Origin of the sequence: Candidatus Liberibacter asiaticus, from assembly GCF_000590865.3 — a bacterium.
GTDB classification, from domain to species: domain Bacteria; phylum Pseudomonadota; class Alphaproteobacteria; order Rhizobiales; family Rhizobiaceae; genus Liberibacter; species Liberibacter asiaticus.
In genome coordinates, this window is record NZ_CP010804.2 from 269,031 (window position 1) to 287,473 (window position 18,443).

Genomic DNA, 18,443 nt, shown 5'->3' on the forward strand with positions numbered 1-18,443 from the left:
CCAACTGGTTATCTCATCTTAGTAATTAAAGAAGACATCTCATCAGCGGCCTCTATCACTTTGGAATTCATCTCGTAGGCACGCTGAGCTGATATCATTTCAGAAATTTCCTTTACGGCATCAACATTAGATGCTTCCAAATAACCCTGTTTAACATGTGCAAAACCAATATCATCAGGATTCGATATGATCGGATCGCCTGATACAGACGTTCTTGCTAAAAGATTATCACCAATGTTACGCAATCCTGCTTCATTAATAAAATTAGCAATAAGCAATTGTCCTACAGGTTGAAAATCAGAGTTTTTCCCCGTTACAGCTAGAATTTGACCAGATCTGGAAACCTTTATTTCTCTAGTCTCTTCAGGTATCACAATCCCAGGCACTAAAGTATTGCCATCAGCAGTAACCAATTGTCCTTTAGAATCTATATTAAAAGAGCCAGCTCGTGTATACATAACTGTTTTATCCGGAGTTTCTACCTGAAACCAACCACGCCCGACTAATGCAAGATCCAGATTATTGCCAGTATGCACAACTTCTCCCTGGGTATAAACATTACGTACAGATGAAATCTGTACACCACTTCCTATACTAATGCCTTCTGGAACCACAGCTTTATCTGCAGACTGACTCGGAGAACCTGCTACTTTTTCTGCTTGATAAAGAAAATCAGCAAACTCCGCACGTGCTCTTTTATAGCCTGTAGTATTAATATTAGCGATATTATTGGCGATGATTTCAAGATTTGTCTGCTGCGCAGACATACCAGCTGCTGCGATCATAAATGCTTTCATTTTCACAATCCCTATCAGTTATTATATATCATATCTGCATTTTAGAAACTTCCGAAACAGCCGAAAGGATTTTATCCCGCAAAGCTATTGATAAATTTAAAGTTCGTTCGGCCTGCATAATATGATCTACCGCCTCTCTCATAGATGTTTTACCCTGCAAAGCGGCAAGAGAAACATTCTCTGCTTTCTCCATATCTCCAATCGCTCCTTTAGCCATATCTTGCAATAAGGCAGAAAAACTAATAGGAGAACTACCACCTTCTTCATTTGAATTTTGTGTAAAATCATATCGCATCCCAATAGTATCAGTATGAGAAATAAAACTATTTGTGCCTTGAATTTGTTCAATCATCATCAATCTCTCAAAAGATCCAACGTTGTAGTCATCATGTCATGTGACTGCTTTATTGTCTGAAGGTTAGCCATATATAACCGATTGGTTTCTCTCATATCTGCTGTCTCAACAAGCACATTGACATTAGGATATTTCACAATGCCACTCGCATTTGCAACAGGATGTCCAGGATCAAATTCTTCAACAAAAGTGGATTGATCTACACCTATTTTCTTGACACGAACACCACCGCTCCCATGCATTACTTCCTCAAAAGAAATAGTCTTGCGTCGATATGGATCAGAACCAGGAGTATCACCAGTAGTACGAGCATTAGCAATATTTTCAGATATGATTTGCATTCGCGCCGACTGCACTGCCAATCCTGAGTTTGCAATATGAGCAGACGCAATTAAGTAATCCATAATCTTATCCCCTTACCACATGCATCACCATAGAATTCAATTTCTTTATCAATTTAGTATTTAATTCATACAAATACTTAATATGTCCAGATTTGTATAATTCGTTCGTTATTCCTACTGTATTTCCAGATACTTGCACCCCTGTCGTCTGATCTAATGGCGCCTCAATAACATGTGCATTCCAATGTAGTCCACTAGAATCTGACTCCTTTAAATGTGTTTCATGCGTTCGAGCCATCAAGAAATTTTGGTTAAGAATCGTCTCAAAAGAGCTTATATCTTTAGCACGATAATTTGGAGTGCTAGCATTAGCGATGTTTTCAGATACGATCTTCTGACGCTCGGACAACCAATTTGCATGCTGCGATGCAATTTGAAAAAATGTAATCGGCTGCATGACTATAATTCCCTATAATTTTTTTCTGTAGAGATACACCGACAATCTTGCGTGGAACTGAAAAATTATTATCTATTAAGAAAAATAAGGCATATTGGAAATGATATTTAAAAATGGCAAAAACACCGAAATTATTATGATGTTATGTCATGCAGATCTAATTTGCGATAAAATACTATCATGGAAATAAAAACATGAATCTAATAGACATTGCTTATAGCAACTTCAGAAATAAAATAAAAAAAATTAAGTCTGTAATTATGTTCTAGTCAAAAAGAAAAGTCTCTAATATTAAAGCCTGATACGAAAAAATATTCTTTGTAAAGAAGAAATAATTTAAAAAATTGCTACTATATTTAATATAGTAAAAATATATTAATGCCCTCGATAAACATAGAGATACATTAGCTGTTCACCAACAGTACCGAGAAAAATGATACTTCAATATATTAAGTAGGAATTGATAGATGCAGGATATCTTGTTAAACCTCGTGATAAGATTTTGATTCTAGAGTACAAAAAGAACTCTCAAAGTTACGTCAAAAAGGCTTGGATTGTAACATAATTCAAGTTGTATCTATTATTAATACCCCCTATTAATTCCGAGATCGGCACTGGTAAAGAAGAATCCGTGATAGGAAGCTGTGGTATTTTTCTCCAATATTTCTAAAATTATCAACAATACGTTCGATAATTTTTCTGGTATGAACAAAAAACAATAGCAAATTAAAAAAAATAAAATTTGATATATTGGTTAACCTATTATTCTATCTTTTTCTTTTATCAGGATTATCAAGTCTTGCATATTGATTGTTTTCAAGATACGATAAAGCTAGCTTCTTTCTAGGAGAATTTTGGATTTTTGTGATTTTTATAGAGCTTTTTTATGGATTTTGCTGACCTTGGTCTAAGTCCGAAGGTTGTTTGTGCTGTTTTAGATGCTGGGTATGTAAAGCCTACACCTATACAGATTAAAACTATCCCTTTGGTTCTTCAAAGACACGATGTGTGTGGTATAGCACAGACGGGTACAGGGAAAACAGCGTCTTTCGTGTTGCCGATGCTGACTATCCTTGAAAAAGGTAGAGCTCGTGTCCGTATGCCTCGCACCCTAATATTGGAACCAACGAGAGAACTCGCAGCACAAGTTGCGGATAATTTTGAAAAATATGGGAAGAATTATAATTTAACTGTTGCTCTTCTCATCGGAGGCATTCCTTTCGAGGCACAAAACAAAAAGTTAGAAAGAGGTGCAGATGTCTTGATATGCACCCCCGGTAGAATATTGGATCATTTTAACAGAGGAAAGTTATTAATGAACAATATTGAAATCCTCGTAATCGATGAAGCCGATAGAATGCTCGATATGGGTTTTATACCCTATATTCAGAATATCACGAGTCTAGTACCCTTTACCCGTCAAACCCTTTTGTTTTCCGCTACTATGACAGATGAGCTTCAGAAAGTATCTGAAAATTTTCTGCAGAATCCCAAACGCATTGAAGTAAATACACCTTCTTCAACTGCCGAAACTATAGAACACTGTTTTGTTGCTACATATGCGCAATATTCTAAAAAATGTGCCCTCCTACAACAATTATTACAATCGCAAGATACCATGAAAAATGGTATCATCTTTTGTAATCAAAAAAAGAATGTTGTGAATCTTTGTCACTCACTAGAAAAGCAAGGATTTTCAGTTTGTGCCATTCATGGAAACATAGATCAGAGATCCCGCATGAAAATATTAAGTAATTTTAAAGAAGGAACTATTCAGCTAATGGTTGCTTCTGATCTAGCGGCTCGTGGACTAGATATCCCTGATGTCGGACATGTGTTCAACTTTGATGTTCCTAATCGAGCTGAAAATTATATTCATAGAATTGGACGAACAGGACGCGCAGGACGCCATGGCAAAGCCTTTACTCTAGTCGCAAAAGAGGACATTAAACATATTGATGCCATTGAAAAGCTTATAGAAAAAAAAGTCGATTGGCTCAATGGGGATCTATCGAGTTTAAATCCTCCTCTAGAAAAAATAGATATAGCACAACACAATCATGCTAGAAAAAATAACCCTATCCCCCAAAAATCAACAGGATTTGATCGTCGAAAGAAAAATTACTCCTCTCAAAAATCGCATATTCCACTAAAAGAATCAGAAAAGATATCGAAATTACAGCAGGATATACAAGAAAATGATGCGGATTCTTTAGGATTTAGAGGCAATATGCCTGCTTTCATGCTTCCTAAAAACCGAGGGAAATTGAATGATAAACTTTGATAAAACATAAATATAATCTCGTCATGGCTGTTTGTTCTCATTGTTCTCAAAAGTATTACTGATATTTTTTAACTATAGTAATTGTGGAGTCGTTCTTTCTTTATTACAGTAGATGGGAACTATGATGGTTTCATCAAAAAAAAGCGATAGCTATCAAGGAAATAGCCCCTTAGGGTGTTTATATACTCCCAAAGAATTAGAAGAGATTTTTTATCTTTTTTCTCTAAAATGGCCCTCGCCCAAAGGAGAATTATATTACGTCAATCATTTTACGCTGATTGTGGCAGTTCTGCTATCAGCACAATCCACAGATGTCAATGTAAATAAAGCGACAAAGCACCTATTTGAGATAGCTGATACCCCTCAAAAAATGCTCGCGATAGGAGAAAAAAAACTCCAAAATTATATAAGAACTATTGGTATCTATCGAAAAAAATCAGAAAATATTATCTCTTTATCCCATATACTCATCAATGAATTTGATAATAAAATACCTCAAACATTAGAAGGGCTAACACGATTACCCGGAATAGGACGAAAAGGCGCTAATGTTATTTTATCCATGGCTTTTGGAATACCGACCATCGGCGTAGATACCCATATATTTCGCATTTCCAATAGAATTGGACTAGCACCTGGAAAAACCCCCAATAAGGTTGAACAATCTCTGTTGCGTATTATTCCCCCTAAACATCAATATAATGCACACTATTGGCTTGTTTTACACGGGCGATACGTCTGCAAGGCTCGGAAACCACAATGCCAATCATGTATAATTTCCAACCTTTGCAAACGAATAAAACAATAATAATCAATTTCATATCTATCAGGAAAAATCATGATTTATATCATGCATAGAATATAAATCACTATCATAATAATTCCCGTCTCCAAAGTAATCTGTATATAAATCTACTTTTTTATGGTCGAACGAAAGAGATAAATCAGCTTTATCACGCGATTTTTCTGATAAATTCATAACAGACTTAAACTGCATACCAGATATTCCCAAAGCACGACCTTCTTTCATCCCATGCGTAATATAGTGTTGAGCTGCAGCACTCCTATCAGAACCAAAGACATTCCATAAATCATCGTAACTAGTCAGATATAAATCTGGATTAAAAGTAATAGAACGACCTTCTTCATAACCAAAATTGGAAAAATGATCTTTCCCAGCTTGAACAAGATCTGGTGCATCAGCAAATGCATTTATCAAATCTTCATGTGATGCAATATATTCTAGAGCCTTAAACGCATCTGGATTTCGCCCTTCTTTCACTCCATGTGTAATATAGTGTCGAGCTGCAGCACCCCTATCAGAACCAAAGACATTCCGTAAATCATCGTAACTGCCAAGATATAAATATGAATCAAAAGTAACAAAACGACCTTCTTCACAACCAAAATTGGAAAAATGATCTTTCCCGACTTGAACAAGATCTGGTGCATCAGCAAATGCATTTATCAAATCTTCATGTGATGCAATATATTCTAGAGCCTTAAACGCATCTGGATTTCGCCCTTCTTTCACTCCATGTGTAATATAGTGTCGAGCTGCAGCACCCCTATCAGAACCAAAGACATTCCGTAAATCATCGTAACTGCCAAGATATAAATATGAATCAAAAGTAATATCCCGTCCTTCGGACAAACCAAATTCATAAAAATGTTTCATTGATTCAAAAACATCTTGTCCTATAACTTGTATAAGATCTTCATAAGATGCAGTGTATTCCAAAATAGATCTTTGTTTTACATTAACGGAATCGATACATTGATCCGCAAAACGCAACCTCTCAACATCTGAGAGAAAATCTTGTTTATGCTCGTTCGCATCATAAACAATAATTGCATTTTCAAAACGGTAAATTTTGTACAAATAACTTGGCGCGTAATAGAAAAATGTATCCAATCCACTCGATCCATCGAAAACATCATTGCCAGAAGATTCAAAGAAAACATTATTCGCACTATTACCAATTACAACGTCATTACCACTGCTACCAACAACTGATTCTATAACAGTGTGCTGTGCGATTGTCATATTTTTCTCATATCCACCAATACTAGACCAAGATTCCGTATTGAGATCAATGTAATTTTTAACCCCTCCTATCAATGTTAAATCTAATAAATCATCACCGCCTGAATCGTAAATTGTTTGAATAAAAGGACTATCCTTTTGTTGAACCTCAATTTTGTAAATATTATTTCCCAGCGATCCCTTAGGTGCACCATATATTTTTTGCACAGCGACAATATCAGAAACCATTGGCGTAGCACAGTAACCGAAAGAAGCATCCATCATACTATCTTGTGGCATAAAATAAGACATAACGGAAGTCAAAAAGGAATCATTCTCATAATCATTATCAACTCCATATACCGGATAACCACCATTATATGAACCTGGATGCATCAACCCTAGCGCATGTCCAATTTCATGCAGTGCATTATGCGATAAAATCGTTCCTTTCCCTATGCCATATCTCCATACGTCTGCTTTATCAAAATTAATTTCCATGAAATATCTAGAATCATATCGAGGAGTACAAACATATCCATTATTGGAACTGATGAATTTAATATCAGAATGGATAGAGGTCTCCTCGAAAGTAAGATCTACAACTTTAGACCATTCGCCTAGCGCCCAACGAGCAACTTCCTGTGCATTAGGATTTAACTCGGTGATATCAAAAGATAACCGATGAGTTGTCAATACATCAGGCTTATACCGTATAAAATAATTAGACCAATATTGATCACGCAACAGATGATCTGCGATTCTTTCAGTTGTATAAACCGGTTTTATATTATGCATTATTTCACTTTTCTTCTAAATAATTTTAAATATTTGAAATGAAAATCCAAGACCTTCTTTAATAAAATGTGGAGTATCATTTTTTTAATTATTATATAAATATTCCTTATTTATATTATTAATTAATTAGCTCAAAGTCTATAATTTGTAATACCATAAAAACGCTATTGCGATGATCAATAAACACAATATTTGAAATATAATTTTTATAATTAATTTTAATAATAAATATAAGGATTTTTCATGTATCACTTAAAATACTCTGCTAATTTTATGAAAATATACTTCTCATTTTTTTGTATTACTATATTGCCGAGTTTTTTTATAAATATTCTTTATTTGACTAATCCTCTATACATGATGCACATCTATGATAGTGTCATCGGTACGCAGAGCAAAATTAATCTGATCGCCTTAAGCACCATAACACTTTTCCTCTACGCACTATTCTTTGGTTTTGATTTAATACGCTCAAGACTACTTATAGAGTCATCTCATTTGATAGAACGTTTTTTTAAACCTTATATCATAACCGTGACTAAAAAATATGAAATGGATGGCACATCTCTTTTCTCCATCATCTCATCACTAGATCAGCTCAAACAATTTATCACGTCACCTGTGTTACCTGCCTTGCTTGACATCCTATTCACTCCAATCTTTATTATACTAAGTTTTTGTATTCACCCAATATTAGGATCTTGGGCAATCCTAAGTGGAATCCTACTGCTTACTATAACTATTTTATTTCAAGCTAATAATGAACGATTAGAACGCAGATACAAAAAGAGTCGACAAGATGAAATAAATTTCGGAAAAGCAATACTGCATAATTCAGAATACATATATGCTCCTTCCACACGTGATTTTTTATTAACATATTGGAATAAAAAACGTGCTACTTCACAAGAATATCAATCACTTATCGCAAAAAAATACTATTTTGGAATCTCTGTAACAAAAACACTCCGCATGACTTTACAGTCTTCAATTCTAGGGATTGGCGCCTGGTTGGTTATCCATCAAAAATTATCGGCTGGTGCTATTATAGCGACTTCCATTATTACTGCTCGAGCAATGGCACCCTTAGAACAAATCATCAATTCAAAAAAATCTCTGAATGTAGGCCTTAAATCTTTAAAATATCTCATAAATTTAAATGATTTTACCACTCTTTTAAATTCATCCGATTCGAAAAAAGAGCCCATAAGCATGCGCCTATCCAATAATACCATTACCGCAAAAAACATAGTATTCCGAGATAAAAAAACATCTCGTCTTATTTGTCAAAATCTATCTTTTACTATCCCAGAAGGGTCTTGTTGTATTATTGCTGGACCAAGTGGATGCGGGAAAAGCAATTTCTTACTTTGCATGCTCGGTTTACTTACACTAGAAAAAGGCACTATTTCTTTTGGTGACAGACAAATATCTCGCGATTTCATTGAAAAATTTTCTGCACAAATTGGTTATCTTTCACAACACTGTAGTTTATTTCCTATAAGCATTACAGAAAATATCATCCTATCTCATGATCAAAACTCATTACACATTGCCCAAAAGACAGCAAAAATCGTAGGATGCCACGAAGATATTTTATCCCTTAAAAATGGATATCAAACTACTTATTGTTCTGATGAAATCCCTTATAATATCGTACAAAAAATCCGTTTATCACGCATCATAGCTAATAATCCTGCAATTCTTTTGATGGATGAGCCACTCTATCACTTAGATAATGAAGCGAAGAATAACTTCTATACACTGCTCAAACAATTCAAAGAAAATAAAAAAACAATTGTCATAATATCTCATGATCCAACAATTATCAGCATGTCAGATTTTTCGCTGATATTCCATCCTATACAAGGCTCCCTTTTTGGACTAACACAAGATATTTTCAAATTCAATACCGTCACTCACAATCAGATAAAAATTTAAAATAATGCATCATTTTATGTGGAAAAATTTAAAAAGAAATCACCCTGCATCCCTTAAAAGGATGACTCTGTTATCTATTATTGGGATCATCGGACTGATTACATGGTCGATTCTACTTCCAATAGAAATATCTGTTTCCTCTTCAGGAGAAATTTTAAATGAGGATAATGTCGTTGAAATAAAGTCTCCCTTTTCTGGTATAATCAAAAAATTTCAAGTAGAAAATGGTTCACAGATCCTACAGGGAACACCCCTTTTAACATTTGAAGATATCGAAACAACAGATTTAATTGATCTGAAAAAAGTATCTATTAAAAATTTACGATGCCATATAGACACTGAGAAATCTGCATTAGACTTTCTAAACAACAAATACGATGTCCTCGAAAAAGCTTTTGAGTCCCGCGAAGAACAACTATTGGACTTTTTAGGAAAGTATCACTCCACTTGCTCCAAAGTTTTTAATTATGGGATATCCAGTGTATACAGATCATTAAAGATGAAATTAACACGTATGCGCAGTATTTATTTGAATCGCCTTGATCTAGAAAATAAAAGTTCTCTATTACGTGCACTCTTATCATCTCATCAAAAAGATTTAACAATGATGAAAAATCTTTTTGAAAAAAATGCTGTCAGCCAAAATGATTTAAATCAACAAGAAAGAATCGTATATAAAAGCACCCTTGAACTACGAGAAAACATCCATGAACAGAAAAATATGTTACGTCATATCAATGAGCTATATGATGAAGCAAATCTAGAATTTGCTAATTACCTCAAAGAAATATCGCGCGATTTAGAACAAAACCAACGAACTTTCGCAGACGAAATGTCAAAATTGACTATCCTTGAAAAAACAAGAGAGCAAAAAACTATTTTGTCCCCAATTGCTGGAACGATTGTATATAATCAAAGTTTTTCTTCTAGTAACTACGCACAACAATCACAACCCTTAATGAAAATAGTACCTCATAGTAAGCTCACCTATATCAGAGCAAAAGTTACACCTAAGCAAATTCAACACGTCAAAAAGGGTTACACAGCTACAGTACGTTTTCCACATTATGCTGATATTCGAGAAAAAAAATTCAAAGCAATCATCGAAAAAATAGATCCCATCATTTCACAACAGGATAATAATTTACAAACACAAGAATATTATGAAGTAATTTTGAAAATCACTGACCTTGCTTTCTCCGATAACAATATAGAACTACGCAATGGATTCCCCGCTGAAGTTCTTTTCACAGCAAAAAACACTACTCTCGCACAAGAAATCATTCATCCCATTACCGATAACTGGCCTAAAATATTTGAAAGGTAATCAACAAAAATTTCCCAATCAACAATCTCATCCTCTCAACACAACAAAATTATTAAAATGCCACTCCAGTCAATAAATATTTTTTGATAACTAAGGATGCAATAAAATTTAAATATCTCTAAAATACAGATACATATACCGAAAAGTACGCTGGAAATTCTAAAAAAATTCCATGCAAGCTATAATATTCGTTATTGATAAGAAATTTCTATAGATTTTATGCACAGATACGTGTAAAAATCCGTTTCTATAATGATCGTATAACATGCGAAAACCTTAATATTGCAACAGATGTGAGAAAATGTTATGAAGGAATCAGTTCAAGTTCATGGAGATATTCGTCCCCCTTTATATAAGATTCTTTATATTCAAGTCCTTGTAGCGATTTTCAGTGGCATGGCGCTTGGTCACTTTGTTCCACAGATAGGCGTGCAAATGCAGCCGCTGGGTGATATCTTCGTAAAAACAACAAAGATGCTCATAACACCTGTAATATTCCTTACCGTTTCCACAGGGATTGCACGGATGAAAGATATGAAGGTGATTGGGCAAATTTTTTGGAAGGCAATGTTCCTCTTCTTTGTATTTTCAATGTTCGCGCTAGTTATTGGATTAATCGTTGGAAATATAGCTAAACCTGGCATTGGAATGAATGTCGACTTAAAGTCCCTGAATACAGAAAGTATCGCACATATCAAATCATCTCATGCGAAGTCTTTTATTGGATTTATGCAAGATATGATCCCTGATACAGCCTTGAGTGCTTTGACATCTGGAAATATATTACAAACATTAATTGTGGCTTTACTCTTTGGAATTTCTCTTTCTCTGGTGGGAGAAAAGTCAGATACTATTAGAAAATGTCTTGAAGAAATTAATTTCCCTGTTTTTAGAATGGTCTCCATTGTTATGCGAATTGCGCCTCTAGGAGCATTCGGCGCCATGTCCTTTACAATAGGAAAGTATGGCCTATCTTCAATCTCTAATCTTATATTCTTAGTGTTCTGTTTATATGCCACATCTGCTTTTTTTATTTTAGGAGTCCTAGGAATTTTAGCACGATTTTGCAGGTTTTCCATAATCAAACTAATCATTTTTCTAAAAGAAGAAGTCCTTTTAGTTTTAAGTACTTCTTCCTCAGAATCTGCCCTTCCTGGATTAATGAAAAAAATGGAAGAAGCTGGATGCCACCGTTCAATCGTGAGTATGGTTGTGCCTACAGGATATTCTTTTAATCTTGATGGTAGCAACATCTATATAACATTGGCAACATTATTCATCTCACAGGCAACCAATGTTCCTTTAAGCTTGACGGATCAGCTCTCTCTCCTTTTAATAGCAATGGTATCGTCGAAAGGAGCAGCAGGAGTGACAGGATCCGCTTTTATAACCCTAGCTGCGACCATAACCTTAGTTCCATCATTACCAATTGCAGGCATGACCTTGATATTAGGCGTTGACAGATTTATGTCAGAATGCCGTTCAGTGACAAATTTCATTGGAAATGCAGTGATGACAGTCGTCGTAAGCCGATGGGAGAAGAAGTTAGATCCTAAGTTATTCAATAAATATATAGGAATTGAATGATTTATCTTGTTCGCTCTTCTAGCGTCTTTTGCTAGCCAAATAAAATCACGATGATCTCCTTACAATAGCTAGGTAATAATCTAAAGAGATGCATTTTTCTATATTTCTACTTGGTCGCGTTATACATTTCAGAAGAGTATCTTCTGAAAAATTAATAATAATCCAAAGAAAGAAATTCACCTACCATTATTAAATATGGCCACTGGTTTTCAAAATTGTGCGCATCTTCTGAATATTTTTAAAAATAATCGGTAATACATTATGCTTACGAATTTAATGACATGCACATAATACATTCACGAGCCGATTATGATGATTCAAAGATTATCATCGGTGTCGCCTCCTTGGAGAGATTATGCCTCTTTGTTGCACACACCACGCCATAATATGATAATCCTCCCTCATCATCAATAAAAAACTTTGACGCAATGCAATGAAACATAAAAGAAAATATGTTGTTATAATTAACATTAACTACTTTGTGTATATTTCAACCCATTAAAGTTTTTCGATTATCTAAGCATCCATCATACTACTTCCCCACTGCACCTTGTATTAAAGAAGAATAATTCTTATTTCGTGATTCTAATCACGCGTTCAAAAATCTCATTGCCTATACGATCACGAAAAATTTTATTAAGTTCATGAGTACTATTAGCTTCAAAAAAACTATTTGGACTCGCACAGTTACTTAAAAAGTATCGCGCTTTTTCTTGCTGCGTCTTATTCACTGAAAAAGCTATTGTCATTATTCTTATGCCTTGTGATTTAGCTTTATTGCATATTGCAATTCCTTCTTCATTATCTTGAGTATTCTCTCCGTCTGTCAACAATACTATATATTTTTTCGCCTCTAGATTATTTTTCATTCGATGCACTTCATCCTCATTCGAGGAAATGATTGTATCGTACGCTGTTTGCATCGCATCATTAATAGCTGTAGACCCCATCTCATTCTCATCTATAGCGAATGTCTTCACTATAGTCCTTATCAGTTTATGCACCCCCCAAGAAAAAGAAGGATCAGATATAACTCGATCGTTAAAAAAAGTTGCTCCCATTCGTACTGTATCGTTAACATTATCTATTTTCTTAATACTCCGGATTACGCTAGCCAATGCGTCACGTACAAGATGTTTTTTCTTAATCACGTGCCGGAGACTAGAAGAATCAACAAAATGCTCTTCTGACAACGATGGATCTAATGGGCCTGGATACAACATATAATATAAAGACTTGTTACAAGAAACCATATAAGGGGATAATTTTTCGTCCCTAATTCCAACTTTACCGTTCTGCGAAGAATACGATTTCACAGTCCTATCAGCAGGTTGACCAAAACAATTCAGTGGTTGCCCCTCAGAATCTCTTTGATAATCCAACATGGAACGAGAGAAATCAATGACCCATTGAATGGATACACCATGTTCTTTGTGATAACTTCTAGAAACTGTTTCGGCTTCAGCTTTAGTTTGTATTAGCCACGACTTTATCCCCATAGATCTTAAAAATAAAGACAAAGGATTGAGCAATAAATCATAGCGCGAAGAAAGAACAACTTGGTATGCCGATTTCCGAGGATTCATTTCCACTGCCGTATCTCGAACAATATCTCTCACTTCTCTATCGGTAAAATTTTTCTTTAGATTATTCTCAAAATTACGTATCAAATACTCCTCTATCTTTTGTTTTGGAAATGTAAAAGAATTTTTTGCGCGAGAAGAAACCTCCTCTAAAGATTGTATCAATGGCACTGAAGCAGTAATAATAGCTGTTTGAGCCGCTTGTTTTAAAGCATGTTCATAATACGACCAACGCACTACATCAACGAGCATACCACCTACCCCTAACATAACTGGCATGAGTAATGCTGTTATGATGAAGAAATGCCCTGTACAAGATTTTATTAACTTTTTAGAATAAAAAATAAACTTTGTGTCAAAAACCATAAATTATTTCCGTAATATCTTTTTTGAAATGTATATTTGATAAAAAATTCTCTTTAGACTATAAAATAAATATTATAAAAGAGATAAGAACGTTGTATATTTATAATAACCTCAATATATCAACATGGTAAAAATGCTTGTTATAACATTATACAAATAAATATGATGGAAGCATCTTTATAAGACACTGCCTCTATCCCATAGAAAAATTCTTTTAAAGATAAAAAAACGATCAACCTTATTCATAATAAGTATTATACTTGCCACTATCTTTGAAGACAATTTCATCTTTTGATGCAAGAGGACACAAAACGAAATAGAATGACTTGATCTTCAGACATATGTCCGCCAATTACTTACAGTAGATATACCCACCGAAGCTTCGAAAATAGATGATTCACAAAAAAAGATCCTTTGTAAGTGCTAATTAAACACAGGATCCCATGACCCACACTATCAATTTATCTATTTCAAAAAATTGCCGTAAAAACGCGATACGTTCGACATGATATTATAAAATTCCTGTAATATTTAGAATATCCCCCTTCTCCATTGAATTTCAAAAATCTAATATTCCCCATACCGTCAAAAATAAAAGGATGCATCATTCGTGTTGTAAAACTCCTCTTTCTTTTCAATCGAATCAACAAAAGAAGACGTCAGGGAAAACCTCATAAGATTTAGAATATATCATTCATACATCACTAAAAAAAAAAGCGAACTCTATCCTATAATTTCATTTCTAGCGAACCAATAAGATATCTCTTCCAATGCAGTTTTCAAAGAATCCGAACCATGAATCGAGTTTTCGCCAATTGAAATACCATATTTATTACGGATAGTACCTTTCAAGGCTTTTTTAGGATCAGTATCTCCCATAACCTCACGGTTTTTGGAAATAGCCTCCTCTCCTTTAAGAACCTGCAAAAAAACTGGACCCGAAATCATTGCCTGTACTAATTCAGGGAAAAAAGGACGATCCTTATGAATTAGATAAAAATCTTCGGCCTGTTTTCTATTCATCCAACAAAACTTAGCAGCTACTACGCATAACCCATAATCTTCTAACTCTTTAACAATAGAGCCGATCAAATTACGCTTCACAGCATCAGGTTTGATCATTGAAAAAGTTTTTTCTATAACCATATCAATCCTATTTTAAATTCTCATAATCTTTGATTTATCATCAAATCGCATATTATAGTAATCGCGAACCTCTTATCCATCCTATCACAATATATTAAACATTGTAATCGATCCAGGGAATTTCAATAAAAATTTTCTTTTCCAAACACAATTTGTTTATAACAGGCTAGATACTCATATAACATCTGGCGCATATCCACTATTTTTAAGGCTTCGCCAATGTGCACGCCCCCATTCAAGACTCCCCTGATCATCAGTGTTTATAATAAAAACTACCTTCTCGTAATAATCTACATCCCCTATATGCATGGAAGCCTCATCTACAAGAAACCGTATAGTAGAGGTATTAGCATTCAAAGAGCTTATCGTCAGCAAAACTGGTTGAAAAGAAGAAAAATCCCCCTCATCTCCCACATCTACACCATGAGGAAGAAAACCATCTTTTTTCCACGTCCACAAGTACTCATTTAATGAATCACGTACCCTTTCAGACCCACATTGAACAGAGACCCTTTTACCTTTTTCATACTCATCTTGCAACAAAACTAGGAGGTTATACTCCCAATCGTTTTTGAAGCGATAAAAAAGAAGAGTTCTCATTTCTCATAAAAAGCTCTCACAAATTCATCTAACAAACGCACTCCAAATCCTGATGCCCAAGATTGATTAATCTCTTTAGGATATCCTCCCGTCGCTACACCAGCAATATCTATATGCGCCCAAGAAGCATCTTGTACGAATTTTTCCAAAAACTGAGCAGCTACAATAGATCCAGCACCCCGCCCCCCAATATTTTTCATATCAGCAAACTTACTTTCAATGAGTTTATTATATTCCTCATTCATAGGCATACGCCAGAGAAGCTCTCCTGTAGACAATCCAGAAGAAAGCAATTGTTCTGCTAACACATCATTATTTGCAAACAATCCAGCGTAAATATTCCCTAGAGAAACCACCATTGCACCTGTCAACGTGGCCAAATCAATCATCAAATGAGGATTATAATGAGTGCGACAGTACCACAACGCATCCGCAAGAATCAGCCTTCCTTCTGCATCAGTGTTAATAACTTCAATGGTTTGACCGGACATCGACCGCACTATATCGCCAGGACGCTGTGCAGAAGAACCAGGCATATTTTCAACAAGAGCCAAAACACCAATGGCGTTGATCTTCGCCTTTCGCTCCGCTAAAACATGCAGTAATCCAGTAACGGCTGCAGCACCACCCAAATCACCTTTCATTTCTTCCATCCCATGCGAAGGCTTAATAGAAATTCCTCCAGTGTCGAATACGACTCCCTTTCCTATAAAAGCAAGGGGTTGCTCTTCTGAATCTCCACCTTCCCACTTCATTACAGCTAAATATGGAGGACGAGAAGACCCCTGAGCCACAGCCAAAAGAGCGTTCATTCCAAGCTTATGCATGGCTTCCTTATCGAGGATTTCTACTGCAACTCCAAGACTTTCCAGTTTCCTGACTTGTTTGCAAAATTCATCTGTACCCAAAACATTGGCAGGTTCATTGATAATATCTCGAGCTAGATTCACTCCTTTAACAACAGATTGAATATCCGCTACAACTTGAGAAGATTGCTGAATCATCTCTGTCACGATCGTGACAGAGATATTTTCCTTAGACCGTGGAGAAGAACTCTCTCTCTTCTTAGTTTTATATTGATCAAAAGTATAAGTCTTCAGCATAAATCCGAGAACAAGATCTCTGATTTCTGCTTTAGTGATAGGATATTCAGGTACATCAACAAATATTTCGATATTTTTGTCTTCTTCAATATAAGAGGCAATACTTCCACCTGCTTTTAACCAAGAAAAATTAGCATCCCTAGGATCACCAATACCAGCAACAACTAAACGATCCCATACACAATCTACGGGAGCTAGAATGTTTAAATGCGATTTAGATTCACCTATAAAGTTTTTAACAGATACCGCACGCATGACAATACTTGGAGAACCAATAAGAGAAAGACCTGCTACATCGGAAAAACTCGTTTTTAAAAGAATCGCTAATCCTTCCTGTTTAATAGAAGGATTCTTTGCAAATGAAAACTTTATATCCATAATTTTGATCTTACCTATTTTGTGTACTATAAATCCATAAGTACCCTCTTTATAAAATACAAAAATACGGCTGACAATCCTCTTTATGTGTAATAAGGTGATGATATGTACCTAACCACTTCGGGGAATACAAACACAGTGCTCACGGCAAAAATTGCAATGCACAGTGTTTTTTATACTCCACAGAAACTGTCTTTGGGATTTTTTATCTTTCCTATGAAATCGTTTGAGCTTTATATATTGCGTTGCATAGGCCGATCATTTCTCATGTCATGCCTTTTTATAGTTTTTATCGCATGGGTAATACAAATTTTACAACGGATCAATCTTGTATCAAGCAGTACTGAATCCCTAAATATTTTGCTCAAAATATCTGGCTATCTCATTCCAACAGTACTTCCAATGGTTACTCCTTTCTGCTTTGCGATGGAAACCACTAATGTCCTCACTTCCATGAATCGAAATACAGAACTGTTAATTATTGATAATACAGGTACATCACGCATTACACTTATAAAACCTGTTTTATTTTTAGCTATCTTATTGAGTATATTTTTATTCATATCAGAAAATATCATAGAACCCAAATGTCGCTCTACCATTAAACAACTCAGCGCAAAAGCACAGTTAGCGCTCACGTTCTCTTATCTAGAAGAAAATTTATTCTTCCGCCTTGATGACGATTTATATATCAAAATTTCAAAATATAATCCAAACAATACCTTACAAGGGATTTTCATAGTGGACTCACGTGATACTCAAACGCACAAAATATACTACGCACAGAGTGGATCCATAGATTTAGATAGACAAGCAATAATTTTAAATGACGGTGAAGTACATAGAAAATCGCCTATATCTAAAGACATATCAATTATGAAATTTAAATCTTATACTCTACAGACAGAATCTGCTAATTCCTCAACCATTGTACTCAAAGCAAACGATCAAAATCTATCCTTTCTTCTCAATCCCAACCCTAATAATCCCAACTATCGACCAGAACTCCTAGAGACATATCGTTCAGAATTTCACAAGCGACTGACACAGTGGCTATTTCCCGTAATATTTGGGTTGATTTCTATAGTTGCAGCCGATAAAAGAGCATTGGTCCGTCAGCGTAAGAAAATACATCCTATCTTCATATCGCTATCTATATCTTTCGGGGTTTTTTGGGGATTTTCTTATATTATACATAAAATTGAACAAAATCCTTACTACATCCCTATTTTATATCTATTCCTTTTTTGCATATCCAGCATATTTCTCCTTATGATTAAGAAGAAGTATACGAAAATATAATAATTTAATGAACTATATTTGTGATGATAATGGAGATTCCATGCCAGGC

General features: G+C 34.9%; 15 protein-coding genes. 6 read left to right on the forward strand and 9 right to left on the reverse strand.

Going from position 1 to position 18,443, the window contains the following annotated elements; all coding sequences use genetic code 11:
* Nucleotides 1-8: 8 nt before the first annotated feature.
* Genes flgG through flgB form a run of 4 tightly spaced genes read right to left on the reverse strand, consistent with a single transcriptional unit; the run spans nucleotide 9 to nucleotide 1,953 of the window.
* Nucleotides 9-797 (reverse strand): flagellar basal-body rod protein FlgG, encoded by a 789-nt coding sequence (gene flgG / locus CD16_RS01255; protein WP_012778597.1) that lies wholly within the window; start codon nucleotides 795-797, stop codon nucleotides 9-11.
* A 28-nt stretch (nucleotides 798-825) separates the two neighbouring features.
* Entirely contained in the window at nucleotides 826-1,152 is a 327-nt protein-coding gene (gene fliE, locus CD16_RS01260) for a flagellar hook-basal body complex protein FliE (protein ID WP_012778598.1), read from the reverse strand.
* Nucleotides 1,152-1,556: a flagellar basal body rod protein FlgC gene (flgC, locus tag CD16_RS01265; RefSeq protein WP_012778599.1), complete on the reverse strand. Its 405-nt coding sequence runs from the start codon at nucleotides 1,554-1,556 to the stop codon at nucleotides 1,152-1,154. The genes fliE and flgC overlap by 1 nt, the downstream gene beginning before the upstream one ends.
* A 4-nt stretch (nucleotides 1,557-1,560) precedes the next feature.
* Entirely contained in the window at nucleotides 1,561-1,953 is a 393-nt protein-coding gene (gene flgB / locus CD16_RS01270) for a flagellar basal body rod protein FlgB (RefSeq protein ID WP_012778600.1), read from the reverse strand.
* An 886-nt stretch (nucleotides 1,954-2,839) separates the two neighbouring features.
* On the opposite strand from flgB, the gene CD16_RS01275 reads away from it, so the two are divergent.
* Together CD16_RS01275 and nth are read left to right on the forward strand one after the other, a co-directional pair.
* Nucleotides 2,840-4,237 carry a DEAD/DEAH box helicase gene (locus CD16_RS01275; protein ID WP_012778601.1) on the forward strand — a complete coding sequence of 466 codons (1,398 nt, stop codon included), beginning with the start codon at nucleotides 2,840-2,842 and terminating at the stop codon, nucleotides 4,235-4,237.
* A 121-nt stretch (nucleotides 4,238-4,358) separates the two neighbouring features.
* Nucleotides 4,359-5,045, forward strand: a complete 687-nt coding sequence (nth, locus tag CD16_RS01280) for an endonuclease III (RefSeq protein WP_015452345.1) — start codon at nucleotides 4,359-4,361, stop codon at nucleotides 5,043-5,045.
* A gap of 18 nt (nucleotides 5,046-5,063) precedes the next feature.
* On the opposite strand, the gene CD16_RS01295 is transcribed toward nth, so the two are convergent.
* On the reverse strand, nucleotides 5,064-7,061 hold the full coding sequence (locus CD16_RS01295) for a M10 family metallopeptidase C-terminal domain-containing protein (protein ID WP_012778603.1): 1,998 nt from the start codon (nucleotides 7,059-7,061) through the stop codon (nucleotides 5,064-5,066).
* A 498-nt stretch (nucleotides 7,062-7,559) separates the two neighbouring features.
* Between CD16_RS01295 and CD16_RS01300 the strand changes: the two genes are divergently transcribed.
* From CD16_RS01300 to dctA, 3 genes are all read left to right on the forward strand, one after another.
* Entirely contained in the window at nucleotides 7,560-9,002 is a 1,443-nt protein-coding gene (locus CD16_RS01300) for an ATP-binding cassette domain-containing protein (RefSeq protein ID WP_015452347.1), read from the forward strand.
* A gap of 16 nt (nucleotides 9,003-9,018) precedes the next feature.
* Nucleotides 9,019-10,329, forward strand: a complete 1,311-nt coding sequence (locus CD16_RS01305; protein ID WP_236301219.1) for an HlyD family secretion protein — start codon at nucleotides 9,019-9,021, stop codon at nucleotides 10,327-10,329.
* A 306-nt stretch (nucleotides 10,330-10,635) separates the two neighbouring features.
* Nucleotides 10,636-11,916, forward strand: a complete 1,281-nt coding sequence (gene dctA, locus CD16_RS01310) for a C4-dicarboxylate transporter DctA (RefSeq protein WP_012778606.1) — start codon at nucleotides 10,636-10,638, stop codon at nucleotides 11,914-11,916.
* 572 nt (nucleotides 11,917-12,488) lie between these two features.
* Here the strand turns inward: dctA and CD16_RS01315 are convergent.
* The 4 genes from CD16_RS01315 to CD16_RS01330 form a co-directional block, all read right to left on the reverse strand.
* On the reverse strand, nucleotides 12,489-13,865 hold the full coding sequence (locus CD16_RS01315) for a vWA domain-containing protein (RefSeq protein WP_012778607.1): 1,377 nt from the start codon (nucleotides 13,863-13,865) through the stop codon (nucleotides 12,489-12,491).
* 723 nt (nucleotides 13,866-14,588) lie between these two features.
* Nucleotides 14,589-15,011, reverse strand: a complete 423-nt coding sequence (ndk, locus tag CD16_RS01320) for a nucleoside-diphosphate kinase (protein ID WP_012778609.1) — start codon at nucleotides 15,009-15,011, stop codon at nucleotides 14,589-14,591.
* A 174-nt stretch (nucleotides 15,012-15,185) separates the two neighbouring features.
* Nucleotides 15,186-15,611: a DNA polymerase III subunit chi gene (locus CD16_RS01325; RefSeq protein WP_012778610.1), complete on the reverse strand. Its 426-nt coding sequence runs from the start codon at nucleotides 15,609-15,611 to the stop codon at nucleotides 15,186-15,188.
* Nucleotides 15,608-17,092: a leucyl aminopeptidase gene (locus tag CD16_RS01330; protein ID WP_012778611.1), complete on the reverse strand. Its 1,485-nt coding sequence runs from the start codon at nucleotides 17,090-17,092 to the stop codon at nucleotides 15,608-15,610. Before CD16_RS01330 ends, CD16_RS01325 begins: the two co-directional genes overlap by 4 nt.
* Nucleotides 17,093-17,359: 267 nt before the next feature.
* On the opposite strand from CD16_RS01330, the gene CD16_RS01335 reads away from it, so the two are divergent.
* Nucleotides 17,360-18,394, forward strand: a complete 1,035-nt coding sequence (locus CD16_RS01335; RefSeq protein WP_238556178.1) for an LptF/LptG family permease — start codon at nucleotides 17,360-17,362, stop codon at nucleotides 18,392-18,394.
* Nucleotides 18,395-18,443: the final 49 nt, after the last annotated feature.